This is a genomic window from Kitasatospora sp. NPDC059146 (assembly GCF_042786665.1).
Lineage (GTDB): Bacteria > Actinomycetota > Actinomycetes > Streptomycetales > Streptomycetaceae > Kitasatospora.
Genome location: NZ_JBHZCY010000035.1, coordinates 20,423 through 40,124 on the forward strand (window position 1 = coordinate 20,423; position 19,702 = coordinate 40,124).

A 19,702-nucleotide genomic window follows, 5' to 3' on the forward strand; every position below is an offset into this window, starting at 1 on the left:
CGGGCGCGGTCGGCCGTCGGAAGGACTCCGACCGTGGCCGCACCCCCGCACACCGCCCTCGGGCCGTTGCCCGCCGCGCTCCACCACCGCCCCGACCGCCGTGCCCGGCGGCTGGTCGCGGCGGCCGTGCTGGGGCTGACGCTCCCGCTGGCCGCCGCGACCGCCGCGGTGGCGCTCCCCGCGCCGGGTGCCTCGGCGCCGGGGCACGCGCGGGCGGACGCTCCGGTGCCGGCCGGCGGGGAGCAGCGGGCGGACCGGTCCGATCCGGCAGCGCAGCCCGACCAGGCGGACGGGACGGATACGGCGGACGGGACGGATACGGCGGACGGGACGGATACGGCGGACGGGACGGACGGCGCGGACCAGGCCTGGTTCGCGCCGAAGGCCGCACCGCCGCAGTACGGGGTGCCCGACCGGTCGCGCCCGGACCTCGCCGAGCTCAGGGCGCACCGCCACCACCCGGCCGCCGCCCTGGAACGGCCCGACCAGGCCGTCGAGCAGGCGCCGGACCAGGCCCCCGAGCAGGCCCCCGAGCAGGCCGTCGAGCAGCTGCCCGAGCAGCCGCCCGAGCAGGCCCCGGACCAGGGCGCCCAGGCCGACCGGCCGGACCCGGCCGCGGACACCCCGGACGCCCAGGACCCCGCCGCCGACCAGGACACCGTCACGACGGCCGCCCAGCCGGTGGCGGCCACGGCGGTCACCGGGGTCCTCCCCGCCCGCTGGCAGGACCCCTCCACCCTCCAGCTGCCGCTGGGCGTGGGCCTGGGGCTGATCGGCTGCGGCCTGGGGCTGGTGGGCCTGCGGCTGCGGAAGGGCTGAGCGGGCGGGCCGGCGGCGTGGAGGTTCGGTGCGGGTTCCCGGGGGACACGGCCGCGGCGAGGGGTGGGTTTCGCGGGGTGGTCGGGGAGGTGCTGTGTGCGACCGGAGTGGCGCGGGGGACGGCGCACGCGCGGGCGCGGACGGTCGGGTCGGGGCGGGAACTGAGTATCCGTACGGATTCCCGGGCGGGCCGCGGGGGCGTACCGTCGTCACGGTTGGCGCAGGACGGCGGGACGCACGGGGGCTTCCGCCCGACCAACCCCAGTGAGAGAGAATGTTGTTCATGACGAATCCGATGAACGAGCGCTCGTCGCAGGAGCCCTTCCGGGCCGCCGGCGGGCAGTCGCAGGACGGCCAGAAGGTGCTGATCGTCGGACCGGACGGGCTGCCCGTGGGCCAGGGGTTCGCCGCGGTACCGATCGGGGGGGACGAGGACGCGGACATGCCGCGCGAGCTCCCGGTGACCGAGATGGTCGAGCAGCCCGCCAAGGTCATGCGCATCGGCAGCATGATCAAGCAGCTGCTGGAGGAGGTCCGGGCGGCGCCCCTCGACGAGGCCAGCCGGGTCCGGTTGAAGGACATCCACGCCAGCTCGATCAAGGAGCTGGAGCTCGGGCTGGCCCCGGAGCTGGTCGCCGAGCTGGAGCGGCTCTCGCTGCCGTTCACCGACGACACCATCCCGACCGAGGCCGAGCTGCGGATCGCCCAGGCCCAGCTGGTGGGCTGGCTGGAGGGCCTGTTCCACGGCATCCAGACCGCCCTGTTCGCGCAGCAGATGGCCGCGCGGGCGCAGCTGGAGCAGATGCGGCGCGCGCTGCCGCCCGGTCTGCACGGCGGCGAGCCGGACGAGGAGGACCCGGGTCAGGGCCGCGGGATCCGCTCCGGCCCGTACCTGTAGGCCCGTACCTCCAGGCCCGTAGCCGTGGGCCCGCCGGGCTCGTAGCCGTGGGCCCGCCGGGCCCGGACCCGCCCGCCGGACCCGCCCCGGGGCCGGACGTACCGCGACGATCCGCCCCGGACCGGCGTGCGGGGAGCGGGCGCCGACGGTCCGGGGGCGGGACCGGCCCTGGGCCGATCACCGTCGGCGGGAGCCGATACCCTGACCCCTGTCGCAGGCCGGTGGAGCCGCCGCGACAGGGGTTCGCCGGGCCAGTGGGCCGGGCCACCACGCACGGACGAGACCGAACGTCACGGTTGCGGCAGGACCACCGCGCCGAGGGGGAGCAGGGGACCATGAGCGAGCACGGCAACGCGGCGGCCGGGGGCTTCTCCCTGGGCAACGGCCGCTATGTGCTGCAGCGGCTGCTGGGCGAGGGCGGCATGGCCTCCGTGCACCTCGCGTACGACAGCGTGCTGGACCGGCAGGTCGCGTTGAAGAGCATGCACAGCGAGCTGGGCCGGGACGACTCGTTCAAGGAGCGGTTCCGCCGTGAGGCCCAGGCGGTGGCCCGGCTGGAGCACCCGAACATCGTCACGGTCTACGACAGCGGCGAGGACGTGGCCCCGGACGGCTCCAGCACGCCGTACATCGTCATGCAGCTGATCGACGGCAAGGGCCTGCGCGAGGCGATCAACGAGGCGGTCGCCCAGTACGGCGCGATGCCGGCCGACGAGGCCCTGAAGGTCATCGTCGGCGTGCTGAACGCGCTGGAGGCCTCGCACGACATGGGCCTGGTGCACCGCGACATCAAGCCCGGCAACGTCATGTTCGACCGCAAGGGCAACGTCAAGGTCATGGACTTCGGCATCGCCCGGGCGCTGGAGTCCGGCGTCACGTCGATGACCCAGACCGGCATGGTGGTCGGCACCCCGCAGTACCTGTCGCCCGAGCAGGCCCTCGGCAAGCCGGTGGACGCCCGCTCCGACCTGTACTCGGTCGGCGTGATGCTCTTCGAGATGCTCACCGGCCAGCTGGTCTTCGACGGCGACTCGGCCTTCTCGATCGCCTACAAGCACGTCCAGGAGGAGCCGCCGGCGGCCTCCAGCCTCAACCGGTCGGTCGTCCCGGTGGTGGACGCCTTCGTGGCGCAGGCGCTGCGCAAGGACCCGGCCCACCGGTTCCAGAGCGCGGCCGCGATGCGGGACGAGGCGGAGCGGCTGATCGCCGAGTTGAAGGGCGGCGGCGCCGGGCACGCGCTGCAGGCCAGCTCCCCGCTGGTGATCAAGGAGGGGCCGCGCTCGGTGCACGCCACTCCGCAGGCGCCGCAGACCCCGCACCCGCAGTACCTCCAGCAGGGCGGGCCGCAGGCCCAGCCGCAGCAGCCGCCGCAGTACCGGACGCCGCCGCCGGCCTACCAGACGCCGCACCCGCAGTACCTCCAGCAGGGCGGGCCGCAGGCCCAGCCGCAGTACCGGACCCCGCCGCCCGCGTACCAGACCCCGGGCCCGCAGGCCCCGCACACGCCGCAGCCCTTCCAGCGGCCGATGCACACCCCGGGCCCGCAGCCGATGCCGCCGTACCAGCAGCCGAAGCCCAGCGGCGGCGGCTGCTCCACGGCCTTCGTGGTGATCGCGATCATCGTCGGCGTGCTGGTGCTGGCCGGCATCATCATCGCGATCGTGGTCAACAAGGCGCAGAACACCACCAACGGCAAGTTCCACTCCGAGCGCCCGGCCGCGGTCGTGGTGGTGGACCCGCAGGCCGACCGGGGCGGTCTGCTCTGACGGATTTCCGCCCCTCCGCGCGTGTCACGGGTGCGCGCCGGAAGCGGTAGCGTTCGGGGATACGTAAGCGACAGGGCACCGCGAATCCGAGCGAACGCCCGGGGCGAGGAGCGATGGCACAGACGCAGCAGCCGGACGACGAGACGGGTGCCCGAGCGAACGGCCGGACCGGCGGCACGCCGGGGATCCCCGGGCCGGGCAGCGAATCCGCGACCTCCGCGCTGCCGCCGTTCGGCGGTTCGCAGACACCGGGCCGCGGGGTGCCGATGGGCACGGTCGGCGACGGCCGCTACCGGCTGACCCACCGGCTCGGCCGCGGCGGCATGGCCGAGGTCTTCGCCGCCGAGGACGTGCGGCTGGGCCGCACCGTCGCGGTCAAGCTGCTGCGCGGCGAGCTGGCGCAGGACGACATCGCCCGGGTGCGCTTCACCCGCGAGGCGCACGCCGTCGCGGCGCTCAACCACCACTCGATCGTCGCGGTCTACGACACCGGCGAGGAGTACGTCGGGGACGAGTCCACGCCGTACATCGTGATGGAGCTGGTCGAGGGCCGGACCGTCCGCGAGCTGCTGGCGGACGAGGAGGCGCCGCCGGTCGACCAGGCGCTGATCATCATCGCCGGGGTGCTGGAGGCGCTGGCCTACAGCCACCGCAACGGCATCGTGCACCGCGACATCAAGCCCGCCAACGTGATCATCACCAACGCCGGCGCGGTCAAGGTGATGGACTTCGGCATCGCCCGGGCGCTGACCGGCGGGGCCACCACGATGACCCAGACCGGCATGGTCATGGGCACCCCGCAGTACCTGTCGCCCGAGCAGGCGCTCGGCAAGCCGGTCGACCACCGCTCCGACCTGTACGCGGCCGGCTGCATGCTCTTCGAACTGCTCACGCTGCGCCCGCCGTTCACCGGCGACACCCCGCTCTCGGTGGTCTACCAGCACGTCCAGGACCCGCCGATGCCGCCCTCGCAGGCCAACGGCCGGGTGCCGGTCGGCCTGGACCCGCTGGTGCTGCGCTCGCTCGCCAAGAACCCGGACGACCGCTTCCAGGACGCCGACGAGTTCCGCGCCCACCTGCAGCACGCGCTGCGCGAGATGCACGGCGCGGGCGGGGCCGGCTGGGTCGGCGCGGGCACCGGGCTGCCCGGGGACACCGGGGCCACCCAGGTGCTCCGGCCGGACCAGGCGGCCGCCACCCAGGCCTTCGGCGCGGTCGGCGCCGGCGACCAGACCTCGGTGATGCCGTACTCCACGGGCGGCCCGCACACCCCCTCCCCGTACCAGGGCGGCGGCTCGTACGGCGGCGGTGGCGGCGAGGACGACCACGGCGACCACGGCGGCCGGCGGCGCGGGCCCTGGGGCTGGCTGGCCGGCGGGATCGCCGTGCTGGTCGCGGCCGGGGCCGGGATCGCCTTCGCGCTCAGCGGCACCGACGTGAAGACGCCCGTCGTGCCCAGCACGCCCGAGCCGGCGGTCAGCACCGTCGAGTCGACCACGCCGACCCAGAGCGGCCAGCTGACCCCGCCGCCGTCGACCTCCGGCAGCCGGCGGCCGCAGCAGCCGAGCGACCCCGGGACGTACGGCGGCAGCGGTGGCGGGGGCGGCACCAACATGTCGCCGTCGCCGACGGGGAAGCACACCCCGACCCCGACGCCGACGGCCACCCACACGCCGAGCGCCTCCGCGACGGCGACGGGCGGGGCGAGCGCCTCGGCGTCGGTGCCGCCCGGCGGCGACGGGGGCAGCACTGGCAGCTCGAAGCCGCTGCCGTCGCAGACCCCGGTCAAGCCGCCGGTGACACCGCCGGTCGGCGGCGGCAACTGACGGATCAGTTGGCGAAGGCGTCCAGGACCTGCTCGTACTCCTGGCACCACCACGCCAACTGGCCCGCCGAGGCGGGGTAGAGCGGGTCGGCCCGGTGGTCGGCCCGCTGGTAGCGCCACTGCAGCATCCAGAAGTCGTTCAGCCGCTCCCACCAGACCCGGTGGACGGCGGCGGCCAGGTGCTCGGCGGTGGCGGCACCGGAGGCCCGGTAGGCCTGGGAGTAGCGGCGGACCCGGACCAGGTCGAGGGCGCCGCTGGTGCGGTCGTTGAAGAGCAGGGTGGCGGCCCGGACGGCCTCCTCGGCGCGCGGCTGCGGGCCGAGCTTGTCCCAGTCGAGCACCGCGGTGACCCGCTCGCCGCCGTCCGGGCCCGCGGTGTGGATCAGGTTGAGGCCGTGGAAGTCGCCGTGGGTCCAGCCGGTGGGCGGGGCGGCGAGCGGGTCGGGCCGTCGCTGGGCGTGCTCGGCGAGCAGTTCCAGCCTTTCGTCGAGCCGTCGGACGACGAGGGCGTCCAGGTCGCCGTTCGGGCGGTGCGCGCGGGCGCGGCGCCGCAGGTCGCGGGCGAGTTCGGCGCTGTCGAGGGGGTCGGCGCTGCGGTAGCCGTCGGGCTGGTCGAGGGGGGCGCAGACGTCGTCGAGTGCGCCGTGCAGTCGGCCGAGCAGCGCGCCGAGGGCGTCGCACTGCGGTGGTTCGAGCTCAGTACCGTGCCGGTGTCGGCCATCGGTCCAGGGGAACAGGGCGAACAGGCGGCCGTTCAGGCCGGCCACCGTCGCGCCGCGGTCGGAGCAGTTCAGCGGGGGTGCCACCGGCAGGCCGAGGGCGTGCAGGTCGGTCATGGCGCGGTGGTGGGCGAGGATCTTCGGGCGGTTGGCGGTGGCGGCGTCGACGTAGCACTTCAGGAAGTACGCGCCGGCCTCGGTGGTGACCCGGTAACCGCGGTTGAGCAGGCCTTCCGCGACCGGTTCGGCGGTGAGCAGCCGCCCCACCCGGAACCGGGCCAGGACCTCGGCGAGTGCGCTGCGCGGTACCGGTGGGCTGAGGGTCCCTATCGGCGGTGCGGAGAGGTCGGGGCGGGCCGGGGCGCAGGCGAGGGTCTGGCTGAAAGTCACGTGCAGAGGTTATGGCCCCCTGGTGGGGGCCCTTGACAAACCGTCACATGTGTGAAGGACCGTATCAGTACTGATGATCGGCCTGGTGCCGCGCCACGTACGCCGCCGCCTGGGTGCGTCGCTCCATGCCCATCTTGGCGAGCAGACTGGAGACGTAGTTCTTCACCGTCTTCTCGGCGAGGTGCAACTCGTTGCCGATCTGACGATTGGTCATCCCCTCGCCGATCAGATCGAGGATCCGCCGCTCCTGCTTGGTGAGTTGGGCCAGCCGCTCGTCCTCCTTCTCGCCGCCGTCGCGCAGTCGGGCGAGCACCCGGCTGGTGGCGACCGGGTCGAGCAGGGAGCGGCCGGCCGCGACGTCCCGGACGGCGGTGATCAGGTCGGTGCCGCGGATCGCCTTCAGGACGTAGCCGGAGGCGCCGGCCATGATCGAGTCGAACAGTGCCTCGTCGTCGGAGAACGAGGTCAGCATCAGGCACTTGATCTCGGGCAGCCGGGAGCGGATCTCGCGGCAGACCTCGACCCCGTTGCCGTCCGGCAGCCGGACGTCGAGCACCGCGACGTCGGGGTGGACCGCGGGGATCCGGGTGAGCGCCTCGGCGGCGGTGCCGGCCTCGCCGACGATCTCGATGTCGTCCTCGACCGACAGCAGGTCGTGCACGCCCCGTCGGACGACCTCGTGGTCGTCGAGCAGGAACACCCTGATTTGTCCGTTATCAGTCACGCCCAAAGCCTCCCATACCACCGTACAAAAGGCCTATCGTCCCCAGTGCCGTAAAGGCGGGATCCAGCCACACCCGACCGAAACCGATACCGAGAACCCCCTTACGTACGGGCTTCCGCCCGGATAACGTGCGCTGGTGTCCTGAAGGCGCTCGAATTGAGAGCTGCGTCACGCCGACCGTCACCCCCACCCTTCCGACGGCGAGCCGGGCGCGGCACCCTCGGGGTCGTAGGCCCTGAACAAGTAGGACGTCCTAGCGCAAGCGCGCCAAGGGCGGACGCTGGGTAACGTTCTCGTGAGGGACGCCGTCGGAACAGGATCACCACCTGCCACGCAGTAGGTGCGCACACCCACGCGCGCCCCGCGAGGCGGTGACCGGACCGGTCACCGGCGACCCCGGGCGGCCGGACAGACCGAGGAGTGAACGTGACCGTCAAAAGCACGGCGAGGACCCGCAAGAAGGCGGCCCCCGCTGTTCCTGACACCCTCCGCGCCACGGGAACGGACGTCCAGCCGGAGCTCGTCCAACTGCTCACGCCGGAAGGCGAGCGGGTCGAGCACCCGGACTACCCCCTCACCACCACTCCCGAGGAGCTGCGCTCCCTCTACCGCGACCTGGTGCTGGTGCGCCGGTTCGACGGCGAGGCGACCTCGCTCCAGCGCCAGGGCGAGCTGGGCCTGTGGGCCTCGCTGCTCGGCCAGGAGGCGGCCCAGGTCGGTTCCGGCCGGGCCATGCGCACCGGCGACTACGCCTTCCCGACCTACCGCGAGCACGGCGTCGCCTGGTGCCGCGACGTGGACCCGCTGAACCTGCTCGGCATGTTCCGCGGCGTGAACCACGGCGGCTGGGACCCGAACGAGAAGAACTTCCACCTCTACACCATCGTGATCGGCGCGCAGGCCCTGCACGCCACCGGCTACGCGATGGGCATCACCAAGGACGGCACCGACGACGCGGTGATCGCGTACTTCGGCGACGGCGCGTCCAGCCAGGGCGACGTCAACGAGGCCTTCACCTTCGCCTCGGTCTACAACTCGCCGGTGGTGTTCTTCTGCCAGAACAACCAGTGGGCGATCTCCGAGCCCACCACCACCCAGACCCGGATCCCGCTGTACCGCCGCGCCTCCGGCTTCGGCTTCCCCGGCGTCCGGGTCGACGGCAACGACGTGCTGGCCTGCCTCGCGGTCACCCGCTGGGCGCTCGACCACGCCCGCAGCGGCAACGGCCCGGTGCTGATCGAGGCCTTCACCTACCGGATGGGCGCGCACACCACCTCCGACGACCCCACCCGCTACCGGGCCACCGAGGAGACCGAGGCCTGGAAGGCCAAGGACCCGATCCTGCGGCTGCGCACCCTCCTGGAGAAGGAGGGCCTGGCGGACGAGGAGTTCTTCGCCTCCGTCGACGCCGAGAGCGAGCAGCTGGGGCTGCGGGTGCGTGAGGGCGTGCGCAGCATGCCGGACCCGGACCCGACGCTGATCTTCGACCACGTGTACAGCGAGCCGCACGCGCTGGTCGACCAGGAACGGGCCGAATTCGTCGAGTACGCGGCCTCCTTCGAGGCGGGGGAGAACCACTGATGGCCGGTCAGAGCATCGCCAAGGCGCTCAACGACGCGCTGCGCAAGTCGCTGGAGAACGACCCGAAGACCGTCCTGATGGGCGAGGACATCGGCAAGCTCGGTGGCGTCTTCCGGATCACCGACGGCCTGCAGAAGGACTTCGGCGAGGACCGGGTGATCGACACCCCGCTGGCCGAGTCCGGCATCATGGGCACCGCGATCGGCCTCGCGCTGCGCGGCTACCGCCCGGTCGTGGAGATCCAGTTCGACGGTTTCGTCTACCCGGCCTTCGACCAGATCGTCTCCCAGCTGGCGAAGATGCACGCCCGCGCGCTCGGGCACGTCAAGATGCCGGTCACCGTCCGCATCCCCTACGCGGGTGGAATCGGCGCGGTCGAGCACCACAGCGAGTCGCACGAGGCGTACTTCGCGCACACCGCCGGTCTGCGGGTGGTCACGCCGTCCAACGCGCACGACGCGCACTGGATGCTGCGGCAGGCCATCGAGTCCGACGACCCGGTCATCTTCCTGGAGCCCAAGCGGCGTTACTGGGACAAGGGCGAGGTCGGCGCCGCCGCCGACCTGGGGCTGCACGAGGCCCGGATCGTCCGCCCCGGCACCGACCTGACGCTGATCGCGTACGGCCCGATGGTCAAGGTCTGCCAGGAGGCCGCCGCGGCCGCCGAGGAGGACGGCCGCCGGCTGGAGGTCGTCGACCTGCGCTCGCTCTCCCCGGTGGACTTCGCCGCGCTGGAGGAGTCGGTCAAGCGCACCGGGCGGGCCGTCGTGGTGCACGAGGCCCCGGTATTCCTGGGCATGGGCGCCGAGTTGGCCGCCCGGCTCACCGAGCGGTGCTTCTACCACCTGGAGGCACCGGTCCTGCGGGTCGGCGGCTACTTCGCGCCGTACCCGCCGTCCCGCGTCGAGGAGGCCTTCCTCCCCGACCTGGACCGCGTGCTCGACGCCGTCGACCGCGCGCTCGCGTACTGATACCGGGGAGCGAAGATGACCACCGAAGTTCGCTCGCTCCGCGAGTTCAAGATGCCGGATGTGGGCGAGGGCCTCACCGAGGCCGAGATCCTCAGCTGGTACGTCAAGCCGGGTGACACCGTCACCGACGGGCAGGTCGTGTGCGAGGTGGAGACCGCCAAGGCGGCGGTGGAGCTGCCGATCCCGTTCAACGGGGTCGTCGAGCAGCTCTTCTTCCCCGAGGGCGCGACGGTCGACGTCGGCACCGCGATCATCTCGGTGGCGGTCGCCGGGGAGGCGGGGGCCGCTCCGGCCGCCGCACCCGCCCCGGCGCCCGCTGCCGCCGCGGCCGCGGCGCCGGCCGTCGAGGCCGAGCCGGAGCGGCGGGAGGTGCTGGTCGGGTACGGCCCGCGCACCGGCACCGCCCAGCGCCGGGCCCGGCGGACCACCACGGCCACGGCCACCGCTACGGCGAAGGCCGCGGCTCCGGTCGCTCCGGTCGCTCCGGTCGCCGCCCCGGCTCCGGCCGCGCCCGTCTCGCCGGTCGAACTGCCCGTCGGTGAGCGGCCGTTGGCGAAGCCGCCGGTGCGCAAGCTGGCCAAGGACCTGGGCATCGACCTGCGGTCCGTCACCCCGACCGGTGCGGGCGGGGTGATCACCCGTGAGGACCTGCACGCCCACGCGGCGGCCCAGGCCGCTCCGGCCGCTCCGGCCGCCGAGCCGGTCGTGACCGAGGCCGTCGAGGCCGTCGGGACCGTGGCGGCCCCGGCGCCGGTGTCCGGTTCGGGCGACGTCCGGGTGCCGATCAAGGGCGTCCGCAAGGCGACCGCGCAGGCGATGGTGGCCTCGGCCTTCACCGCCCCGCACGTCACCGAGTTCGTCCAGGTCGACGTGACCCGCACGATGAAGTTCGTCCGCAAGCTCAAGGAGAGCGGCGAACTGGGCCGGGACGTCCGGGTCAGCCCGCTGCTGCTGGTCGCCAAGGCGCTGCTGGTGGCGATCAAGCGGCACCCGGAGATCAACGCCCAGTGGGACGAGGCGGCCCAGGAGATCGTGGTCAAGGGCCAGGTGAACCTCGGCATCGCCGCGGCCACCCCGCGCGGCCTGATCGTCCCGAACATCAAGGACGCCGGGTCCAAGACCCTTTCGGGCCTGGCCACTTCGCTCGGCGAGCTGGTCGAGACCGCCCGCCAGGGCAAGACCTCGCCGGCCGACATGCAGGGCGGCACGGTCACCATCACCAACGTCGGCGTCTTCGGCGTCGACACCGGCACCCCGATCCTCAACCCGGGCGAGGCGGCCATCCTCGCCTTCGGCGCGGTCCGGGAACTGCCGTGGGTGCACAAGGGCAAGGTGGTCCCGCGCCAGGTCACCACGCTCGCGCTCTCCTTCGACCACCGCCTGGTGGACGGGGAGTTGGGCTCCCGGGTGCTGGCCGACGTGGCCGGGCTGCTGGAGTTCCCGAAGCGCCTGATCACCTGGGGCTGACGCCCCCGGGGAGACGTGACGAAGGGGCCCTGAACCGCACCGCCGTGCGGATCAGGGCCCCTTCCGGCATCCGTCGGTCGACCGACGGACACGACTAGGCCCAGCCGGTGTCGGTGCCGGTGTCGGCGGCGAGGGCGGCGGTACCGGCATTCTTCGTACAACGGGTGATAGCGGACATGCGCATGACGTGACTCCCCAGGGCCGGGTGACTGGTGGTGCGGCGGGCGAGGACGACCGCCCCCCGGCTCCGCCGGTCCCGCTCGCCGCGCCTTCCTTCGTACAGACGCGCATCCCCCGCGGGGGTTGCAGGGGAGTTGGCAGGTTTTCCAGGAGTCTCCGGCCGGGCTTCGGGATACTGCCGGAATGACGGATGAACTGACGATCAGCCCGGAAACGGTGACGAGTGGGGCCGGGGAACGTCGGTCGCTGCGGCGGGACGTGTCGGTGCCGGCCTTGCTGGCGGGGCTGGTCTGCGTCGCGGTGTCGTTCTCCGGGCCGCTGGTGGTCGTGCTCGCGGCGGCCGCCGCCGGGCGGCTGGACCCGGCGCACACCTCCTCCTGGATCTGGGCGGTGGCGATCGGCAGCGGGGTGAGCGGCTTCGCGCTCAGCTGGTGGACCAGGACGCCGGTGATCACCGCCTGGTCCACGCCGGGGGCCGCGCTGCTGGTGACCAGCCTGGGCCACTACCCGTACCGGGAGGCGATCGGGGCGTTCCTGGTGAGCGCGGCCGTGGTGGCGCTGTTCGGGGTGACCGGGTGGTTCGGCCGGCTGATCGCGGCCGTGCCGGTGGGGATCGTGAACGCGATGCTCGCGGGCATCCTGTTCTCCTTCGGCGCCGGGATCTTCGGTGCCGTGCACGGCGCGCCGGTGCTGGTGGTGGGCAGCTTCGCGGCCTTCCTGCTGGCCAAGCGGTTCTCGCCGCGGTACGCCGTGCTGATCGCGCTGGTGGTCGGCGGGGTGCTGGCGGCCCTCACCGTCGGGCTGCCGCTGCACCTGGGCTCGGGCGGGCCGACCGTACCGGTGCTGACCGTGCCGGCCTTCTCCTGGTCGGCCCTGGTGGGGCTGGCGCTGCCGCTCACCATCGTCGCCCTGGCCTCGCAGAACGCGCCCGGGCTCGGGGTGATGCGGGCCTTCGGCTACCGGGCCGACGACCGGCTGCTGATCGGTGCGACCGGGGCGGTGTCGGTGCTGGTGGCGCCGTTCGGCTCGCCCGGGGTGAACCTGGCGGCGATCACGGCGGCGATCTGCTCCGGCCCGGAGGCCCACCCGGACCCGCGCCGCCGCTACGTCGCGGGGATGTCCTCGGGCGTGCTGTACGTGCTGGTGGGCAGCTTCGGCGGGGTGCTGGTGAGCCTGTTCACCGGGCTGCCGAAGGAGCTGATCGCGGTGATCGCCGGGGTCGCGCTGCTGGCCTCGCTGCAGGGCAGCCTGGCGGCGGCGGTCGCGGCGGAGCGCGGGCGGGACGCGGCGGTGGTGACCTTCCTGGCGAGCGCCTCGGGGATGAGCCTGTTCGGCATCGGCTCGGCCTTCTGGGGACTGCTCTTCGGGCTCGGGACGCACCTGCTGCTGGACGTGGGCAAGCGCTCCCGGTGAGCCGCGGGGGAGCCCTCCCGGGATGGACGGGGGCGTCCCCGAGATTGATTGGTATGACAGGTACAACGGGAATCGTTCGGCCAGGTCGGTGACATTTTCTGCGGCCGGTGGGGGCGACACGCCGGTACGGGTACGTCTCCGCTCCCCCACCCGGGCGACACCGGGTGACCGGAGCCCCGAGGACGCACCCGTATGCCTGCTGGCAACCCTGGCCGTCTCGTCCGGAGTCTGGCCGCCCTCGTACTGGTGTCCACCGCCGTACTCCCGGCCGCCCTGGAACTCGTCGGCCCCTCGCCGTTCGGCGTGATCGGGGCGGGCGCCCCCGTGGACCGGGCGGTGCCCCCGCACACCGCCCTCCGCGCCGACCGGCGGATGCTCACGGCCGCCCCGACCTTCGACATACGCCGCACCGGGGACCCGACCAACCGGATCACCCTGGTCCTGCTCGGCGACGGCTACACCGCGGACGAGCAGGAGGCGTTCCGGCAGCAGGCCGACAAGGCCTGGCACGCGCTGATGGACATCGAGCCGTTCCGCACCTACCAGGGGTTCTTCAACATACGGCGGGTCGAGGTGGTCTCCCCGATCTCCGGGATAGCCGAGACCGAGAGCCGCGGCCGCCACCCCGCCACCCCGCTGGGCATGCACTTCTGGTGCGAGGGCACCGCCCGGCTGCTCTGCGCCGACGAGGGTGCCACCGCCCGCTACGCCGGGGACAGCACCGGCCCGCAGTACCTGATCGCGCTGGCCAACTCGGTCGAGTACGGCGGCGCCGGGGGCACCGGGGTGACCACCCTGGCCGGGGGCAGCCCGGACGCCGGACGGATCATCCAGCACGAGATCGGCCACACCGTGGGGGACCTCGGCGACGAGTACGACAGCGCCCCGGACGACGCCGACTACCCGAACCTCTCCACCCTCAACGCCGAGGACATGCTCAAGAAGCAGACCAAGTGGTGGCGCTGGCTGGGCGCCGTCTCGCCGGACGGCGCCGGCACCGTCGGGGCGTACCGCAGCGCCAACGGCCTCTACCGGCCCACCCCCGACTCCGTGATGCGGACCCTGGGCAGTGCCTACAACCTGCCCTCCCGCGAGGCGATCGTCCAGGAGCTGTACCGCAAGGTCCGGCCGACCGACGCCCCGTCGCCGCCGCCCGGCGAGGTCGCCGGGCTCCCCCGGCTGGACGTCCGGCCGCTGCCGCTGACCGGCGCCCGGCAGCTGACGGTGGACTGGAAGGTGGACGGCGCCCCGGCCGCCCCGCAGGCCGTCGACGGGGGCCGCCTGGACACCGCGCAGCTGGACCTCGCCCCGGGCCGGACGGCGACCGTGACGGCGACCGTCCGGGACACCACGGACTGGGTGCGGGACGAGGCCTTCCGGGACCGCTACATGACCCGGTCGGTGTCCTGGACGGTCACCGGCTGAGAGCCGGACGGTCGTCGCCGGTCGGGGTTCGCGAGCTCACACCGCGGGGACCTGGGCGTCCAATCATGGGATGACTAGTCTGGACGGACTATGACCGTGGAGCCCGCTCGTCCAGCCGCGTCCCTGTCCGTCCCCGCTCCTCGGTCCGCCGTCGGGCCGCCGACGGCCGGGGCCCCCGTACCGCCCGGCGGCCGGGCAGCCTGGCTGGCCTGGTCCGTCGGCGTCAGCGTCTACGTCCTGGCCGTCATCCACCGCACCAGCCTCGGCGTGGCCGGACTGGACGCCGCCGAGCGCTTCGGCATCGGTGCCTCGGCGCTCTCCACCTTCTCAATCCTCCAGGTGCTGGTCTACGCGGCCATGCAGGTCCCGGTCGGCCTGCTGGTCGACCGGTTCGGGCCGCGCCGGGTGCTGCTGCTCGGCGTACTGCTGCTGAGCGCCGGCCAGCTGGCCTTCGCGTTCAGCTCCTCCTTCGCCCCGGCGCTGGCCTCCCGGGCCGTGCTCGGCTGCGGCGACGCGATGACCTTCATCAGCGTGCTGCGGATCGCCGCCCGGTGGTTCCCGGCGGCGAAGAACCCCTTCGTCGCCCAGCTGACCGGCCTCGCCGGGATGGGCGGCAACCTGGTCACCACCGTGGTGCTCGCCCAGGCGCTGCACAGCGAGGGCTGGACGCCCACCTTCACCGCGATCGCGCTGCTCGGCGTGGCGGTGTTCGCCCTGGTCGCGCTCTTCCTCAAGGAGGCCCCGGCGGCCGTACGACCGGTCGACCCGCCGCTCGGCACGCCGGTCGCCCGCCCGAAGGTCCGACGGCAGATCCAGGACTGCTGGCGGGAGCCGGGCACCCGGCTGGGCCTGTGGATCCACTTCACCACCCAGTTCCCCGGCAACGCCTTCGGCCTGCTCTGGGGCATGCCCTACCTGATCGAGGCCCAGGGGATGACCCGGGGCGAGGCCGGAGGGCTGCTGACCCTGCTGGTGCTCGCCAACATGGCCTGCGGGTTCCTCTTCGGCCGACTGCTCTCCCGCACCGCCCGGACCCGGATGCCCATCGTGCTCACCGTCATCGCCACCACCGCGCTCGGCTGGGCACTCGTGCTCGCCTGGCCCGGCGGGCACCCGCCGATGTTGCTGCTGGTCGGGATCATCCTGGTGATGGGCAGCAACGGCCCCGCCTCACTGGTCGGCCTGGACTACGCCCGCACCCGCAACCCGGCCGAACGGCTCGGCACCGCCTCCGGGATCGTCAACATGGGCGGCTTCATCGGCACGATGATCACCCTGTTCGGCATCGGCGTCCTGCTCGACGCCCTCTCCCCGTCCGGCGCCGGGTCCTACTCCGCCGACGCCTTCCGCTGGGCGTTCTGCTGGCAGTACGTGCCGCTCGCGGTGGGGACGGCGATGATCCTGCGGCTCCGGCGGAGGGTCGCGGCGGCGGACGCGTAGGGTTTCTGACCTGCGGAAACGTGATTACCCTAAGGCGAAGTTAGGGTAATCGCGTTTCCGTATGCGGAGCTGGGTCAGCCGCCGTACTCGCGCATCAGCTCGGCGATCTGCGGCGCGGTTCCGTAGATCCGGGCGCCGTGCATCTCCACGGTCAGGGTTCCTTGCCGCGGCACTCGGGTGGGTTCGGTTTTCGCCGCCTTCCGGAGCCGGATCAGGTCCACCAGCTTCAACTTCGGGCATCCCGGGACGATTCGGCTGCCTCGGATGCCGACCCGCTCCCCACCCGGGCAGGCGAAGTACGCACCGAACGGCGGCCCGCTGTCCTCCTCCCGGTCCGGCAGGTGGAGCACCATTTCCCCGTGCCGGCAGTGGACCGTCCCGTCGGAGTGGACGGTCAGGCCGGGCCAGTCGTCATGTTCGATCTCCGCGACGATCCGAACCTGCTGCCCGATCGCCTCGGCGAGGGTCTCCGCCATCCGCCGCTGCTGGGTGGGGATGTCGGTGTCGCCTCGGCGGACGGAGGGGAGCAGCTCTTCAGTGACCCAGTCCCTGAACGGTTTGGAAGTCGTCTTGTTGGACCTCATCAGCAGCGAGTAGAGGCCCGCTTCACTCACCACGCGCAGGAATGGATTCGCGTGGCTATACAGTTTCTGACCTGCGGAAACGTCGTAACTATCACTTTTGGTGATAGTTACCGATCGCATGTCGACGGTGCGGTGCTGACGGTTCTCCAGCCCCTTGACGGCCTGGGCCGCATTGCCTCGCCCCAGGACCCGGCACACGTCCGCCGTGACGAACCACGGCTCCCCGTCGATCATCACGACGCGGATCGGCTGCCCCGTGACCGGGAAGCTCGACCGCACCAGCACCATCTGTTCCTGCTGTTCCTGTTCGTCGTCCATGCGGACGCCCCTCCTTCTTCCGGGTGATGGCAGTGCTGCCCGGTGAAACGAGGCCAAACAGGTGAGGTTGCTGGTGCTGGATTGACGTATGGGTGCACGAGTGGTGCCGACCCGGCGCGCGGTCGTGCGTGTACGCCGGGTGGTGCGCGCGGGGCTCGCCGTAGCGGCTCAGATGGTGACGGAGAAGGTGGCCAGGACCCGTTCGGCCAGCTCCTTGTCGCCCTCGACGCTGACCGGGCCGGGTCGGCCGCGGCCGCAGGCGAGGCGGACGTAGGTCTCCCAGTCCATGGTGAGCTGGACGTCGGGGGCCAGGCTGATCGACTCGTCGACGCTGCCGCGCCCGGTGGCGTCCACCCGGACGGTGCGCAGGAACTCCACCGGGCCGGTCACGTCCAGGACGAGGGCCGTCCCGGCCGGGGCGCCGGCGGTGTGGGCGACGGCCTTGGGCAGCAGCTCCAGCAGGACGTCCCGGGCGATCAGGGCGCCGGGGGAGTCCAGGTTGCCGGGGGCGTCGAGGGCCCGGCGCAGGTCCTGCTCGTGCACCCAGACGTCGAAGGCCCGCATCCGCAGCAGCTGGTGGTACGGCACGTCCGTGGCCAGCGGACCGGCGGGCCAGCGGGCCGGCTCCCCGGGTGTCTGCTTGGCGTTCCGCAGCGCGCGGGAGCGGCGGATGATCGTGTACTCCAGCTCGCTGGTCATCTCCAGCGCGGTGTGGCAGCGGCGCTTGTCGACCGGCAGCTCGACGTAGCGGGCGAAATCGGTGGTCACGTGGCGAAGGTCACGCGGCAGCGAGTGGATCGGGCGGGGGTCGCCGAGCAGCTCGGACTCGACCGCGATCACGTGCGAGACGACGTCGCGGACCGACCAGCCGGGGCACTCGGTGGCCCGGTTCCAGGAGCCTTCGGGGAGGGGGGCGACCAGCTCCGATATGGACTCGATGCTCTGGGTCCACGCCTCCGTGTAAGCCTGCACGGTCTGGTTGTCCGTCACGGGAATCTCCGGCCCTCCGTCAGCTTTCCTACGCTCGGCGCCCGGCCGTCGCGGTCGGCCGGGATGGTCCGGCTTCCGGGCGCACACGCTAACCGCACGTTACGCTGCCGGGAGACAGCTGGGCAGCGCTTTCGGGTGACGATCGTAGGTCTCTTGCCGTGGACGGTGGTACTGTGCGCGCTTCATTGATCCAACTCGCGGTCTCCGACGCCGAGCCGGCCGCCGAACGGCGGGCCCGGGCCGCGTCGCTGGTACGGGCCCAGCAGGGTGCCGACCTGGTGGTCCTGCCGGAGCTGTGGCCGCTCGGCGGCTTCGCCCACGACCTCTGGTCGGACGGTGCGGAGACGCTCGACGGGCCCACCTCGGACGCGATGGCGGCCGCCGCGCGGGCCGCCGGGGTGTGGCTGCACGCCGGTTCGATCGTCGAACGCGATCCGGACGGTCCGATCTACAACACCTCGATGGTGTTCGCCCCGGACGGCGAGCTGGTGCACACCTACCGCAAGATCCACCGCTTCGGCTTCGACAGCGGTGAGGCGGTGGTGATGGGCGCCGGGCAGGAGATCGTCACCGCGCCCACCGAGTTCGGCACCCTGGGCCTGGCCACCTGCTACGACCTGCGCTTCCCGGAGCTGTTCCGGGCGCTGCTGGACGCCGGGGCCCAGTTGCTGGTGGTCCCGGCGGCCTGGCCGGCCAAGCGGCGCGAGCACTGGACGCTGCTGGCCCGGGCCCGGGCGCTGGAGGAGCAGGCCTTCGTGCTGGCCTGCAACACGGCCGGGACGCACGCCGGGGTCGAGCAGGCCGGGCACAGCATCGTGGTGGATCCGTGGGGTCGGGTGCTGGCCGAGGCCGGGCCGGCCGAGGAGGTGCTGACCGTCGAGTTCGACCCGGCCGAGGTGGGTCGGGCGCGCGAGGAGTTCCCGGTGCTGCGGGACCGTCTGCTCGGCATTCCGGCGCCGGTCCAGCGGTAGGCACGGGCGGGGGCACGGGGTCCGGGAGGGTTGGTTCGTACCTGCTCCGGGTCCGTTTGAGAAGATGAGCACTCGTCGTGTTCCCCGCCGCCGGTCGGCCGGTCCGTCGCGGGTCGGTACGGTGGCCCGCCCCAGGAGGTCGCGCGCATGTCCGGCACCGGCGCCGGCGACACCCCCCGCCCCGTCGTCATCCAGCGCAACAGCCTGCGCGAGCAGATCGCCGGCGCGCTCCGCGAGGAGATGATGGCCGGCCGGCTGGAGGCCGGCCGCAACTTCACCGTCAAGGAGATCGCCGAGCTGTACGGCGTCTCCGCGACCCCGGCCCGCGAGGCGCTGGTCGACCTCGGTGCCCAGGGGCTGCTGCGGGCCGAGCACCACCGCGGCTTCACGGTGCCGGAGCTGGGCTGGGAGGACTTCCTGGAGATCTTCGAGGCCAGGGTGCTGCTCACCGACAGCTTCCACCGCCAGTTCGCCACCCGCCGGGCCCTGCCCGACCTCACCCGGCTGCCCTCGCTGAGCCGCCGGGCCGACGCGGCGGTGCGGGCCGCCCGGGCCGGGAACCTGGACGTGATGGTGGGCTGCGACCGCCGGTTCTGGCAGGAGGTCTCCGCCCTGCTCGGCAACCGCCGGATCGCGGAGTACCTGGACTGGCTGCGGGTGCAGTCCTGGATGTTCGCCGCGCGGTACCTGCGGGCGATGCCCACCCTGGGCGGGGTCTGCTGGGACCGCCACCCGGACCTGGTCGAGGCGATCGGGGCCCGCGACCTGCACGGCGCGCACCGGATCATCTGCGAGTACAACCTCTTCACCGTCCGGCTGCTGGCCGGGCTGGCCGGGCGGCCGCTGGAGTCCGTGACGGTGCTCGGGCTGCTCACCGAGGTCGCGGACGGCGAACCGCTGCCCGTCCCGGTGGAGCCGCCCGCGCCGCAGCCGGGGTGGCACCGGCCCCGTCAGCTCCCGGCGGACCGGCCGGCGCCGGACGCCGCGGAGGAGTACGGGGCCGCGCCGGAGCCCGGGACGGCCCGGGGCGGGCGGTCCCGGCGGGGTGACGAGGTCGGCCGCGAACTGGGCCGCGAGCTGGGACTCGGCCTCGGTCTGGTGCCGCAGCCGCGCTGGGTGCCGCACACCAGGTTCGGCCGACGGCTGCCCGAGCCGCCCCCCGAGGCTCCGCAGGGACGGCCCGATCCGCGTCCGGCCCCGGGCCGGTAGGGTGGGCGGGCG

The 19,702-nt window shown here is 73.2% G+C and carries 16 protein-coding genes; 12 read left to right on the forward strand and 4 right to left on the reverse strand.

All coding sequences use genetic code 11. The annotated features are described in order from the left end of the window. Nucleotides 1-33 precede the first annotated feature (33 nt). The 4 genes from ACFXPX_RS17580 to ACFXPX_RS17595 all read left to right on the forward strand — a co-directional run bounded on the left by ACFXPX_RS17580 (nt 34) and on the right by ACFXPX_RS17595 (nt 5,309). Nucleotides 34-819: a hypothetical protein gene (locus ACFXPX_RS17580; protein WP_380642081.1), complete on the forward strand. Its 786-nt coding sequence runs from the start codon at nt 34-36 to the stop codon at nt 817-819. A gap of 283 nt (nt 820-1,102) precedes the next feature. Next, nucleotides 1,103-1,717, forward strand: a complete 615-nt coding sequence (locus tag ACFXPX_RS17585; protein WP_375882844.1) for a bacterial proteasome activator family protein — start codon at nt 1,103-1,105, stop codon at nt 1,715-1,717. A gap of 335 nt (nt 1,718-2,052) precedes the next feature. Further along, entirely contained in the window at nt 2,053-3,483 is a 1,431-nt protein-coding gene (locus ACFXPX_RS17590; protein ID WP_380587550.1) for a protein kinase, read from the forward strand. Between the two features lie 266 nt (nt 3,484-3,749). Further along, a complete protein-coding gene (locus ACFXPX_RS17595) occupies nt 3,750-5,309 on the forward strand; it encodes a protein kinase (RefSeq protein WP_375882930.1) in 1,560 nt (519 codons plus the stop codon). A 4-nt stretch (nt 5,310-5,313) separates the two neighbouring features. On the opposite strand, the gene ACFXPX_RS17600 is transcribed toward ACFXPX_RS17595, so the two are convergent. Both ACFXPX_RS17600 and ACFXPX_RS17605 read right to left on the reverse strand, forming a co-directional pair. Next, nucleotides 5,314-6,417, reverse strand: a complete 1,104-nt coding sequence (locus tag ACFXPX_RS17600) for a phosphotransferase enzyme family protein (RefSeq protein ID WP_375882838.1) — start codon at nt 6,415-6,417, stop codon at nt 5,314-5,316. Nucleotides 6,418-6,481: 64 nt separating this feature from the next. Then, entirely contained in the window at nt 6,482-7,141 is a 660-nt protein-coding gene (locus tag ACFXPX_RS17605) for a response regulator transcription factor (protein ID WP_350506572.1), read from the reverse strand. Nucleotides 7,142-7,567: 426 nt separating this feature from the next. Here ACFXPX_RS17605 and pdhA point away from each other — a divergent pair, with 426 nt between their 5' ends. The 6 genes from pdhA (at nt 7,568) to ACFXPX_RS17635 (ending at nt 15,618) form a co-directional block, all read left to right on the forward strand. Then, nucleotides 7,568-8,722, forward strand: coding sequence for a pyruvate dehydrogenase (acetyl-transferring) E1 component subunit alpha (gene pdhA / locus ACFXPX_RS17610; protein WP_375882834.1), 1,155 nt, complete (start codon nt 7,568-7,570; stop codon nt 8,720-8,722). Continuing rightward, nucleotides 8,722-9,693: an alpha-ketoacid dehydrogenase subunit beta gene (locus ACFXPX_RS17615; protein WP_375882831.1), complete on the forward strand. Its 972-nt coding sequence runs from the start codon at nt 8,722-8,724 to the stop codon at nt 9,691-9,693. The genes pdhA and ACFXPX_RS17615 overlap by 1 nt, the downstream gene beginning before the upstream one ends. 15 nt (nt 9,694-9,708) lie before the next feature. Beyond that, complete coding sequence (locus ACFXPX_RS17620) at nt 9,709-11,160, forward strand: dihydrolipoamide acetyltransferase family protein (protein WP_380642083.1); 1,452 nt, start codon at nt 9,709-9,711, stop codon at nt 11,158-11,160. A 363-nt stretch (nt 11,161-11,523) separates the two neighbouring features. Continuing rightward, entirely contained in the window at nt 11,524-12,753 is a 1,230-nt protein-coding gene (locus ACFXPX_RS17625; RefSeq protein WP_380523796.1) for a benzoate/H(+) symporter BenE family transporter, read from the forward strand. Between the two features lie 192 nt (nt 12,754-12,945). Further along, entirely contained in the window at nt 12,946-14,178 is a 1,233-nt protein-coding gene (locus ACFXPX_RS17630; protein ID WP_380396373.1) for a M64 family metallopeptidase, read from the forward strand. 90 nt (nt 14,179-14,268) lie between these two features. Then, complete coding sequence (locus ACFXPX_RS17635; protein WP_380642085.1) at nt 14,269-15,618, forward strand: nitrate/nitrite transporter; 1,350 nt, start codon at nt 14,269-14,271, stop codon at nt 15,616-15,618. Between the two features lie 74 nt (nt 15,619-15,692). Here the strand turns inward: ACFXPX_RS17635 and ACFXPX_RS17640 are convergent, their stop codons facing one another. Next, nucleotides 15,693-16,520, reverse strand: coding sequence for a Bro-N domain-containing protein (locus ACFXPX_RS17640; protein ID WP_380642088.1), 828 nt, complete (start codon nt 16,518-16,520; stop codon nt 15,693-15,695). Between the two features lie 168 nt (nt 16,521-16,688). Then, nucleotides 16,689-17,510: a maleylpyruvate isomerase family mycothiol-dependent enzyme gene (locus ACFXPX_RS17645; RefSeq protein WP_375882815.1), complete on the reverse strand. Its 822-nt coding sequence runs from the start codon at nt 17,508-17,510 to the stop codon at nt 16,689-16,691. Between the two features lie 173 nt (nt 17,511-17,683). On the opposite strand from ACFXPX_RS17645, the gene ACFXPX_RS17650 reads away from it, so the two are divergent. Both ACFXPX_RS17650 and ACFXPX_RS17655 read left to right on the forward strand, forming a co-directional pair. Then, entirely contained in the window at nt 17,684-18,481 is a 798-nt protein-coding gene (locus tag ACFXPX_RS17650) for a carbon-nitrogen family hydrolase (protein ID WP_375882812.1), read from the forward strand. Nucleotides 18,482-18,628: 147 nt separating this feature from the next. Next, nucleotides 18,629-19,690: a GntR family transcriptional regulator gene (locus tag ACFXPX_RS17655; RefSeq protein ID WP_375882809.1), complete on the forward strand. Its 1,062-nt coding sequence runs from the start codon at nt 18,629-18,631 to the stop codon at nt 19,688-19,690. The last annotated feature ends 12 nt before the right edge of the window (nt 19,691-19,702 follow it).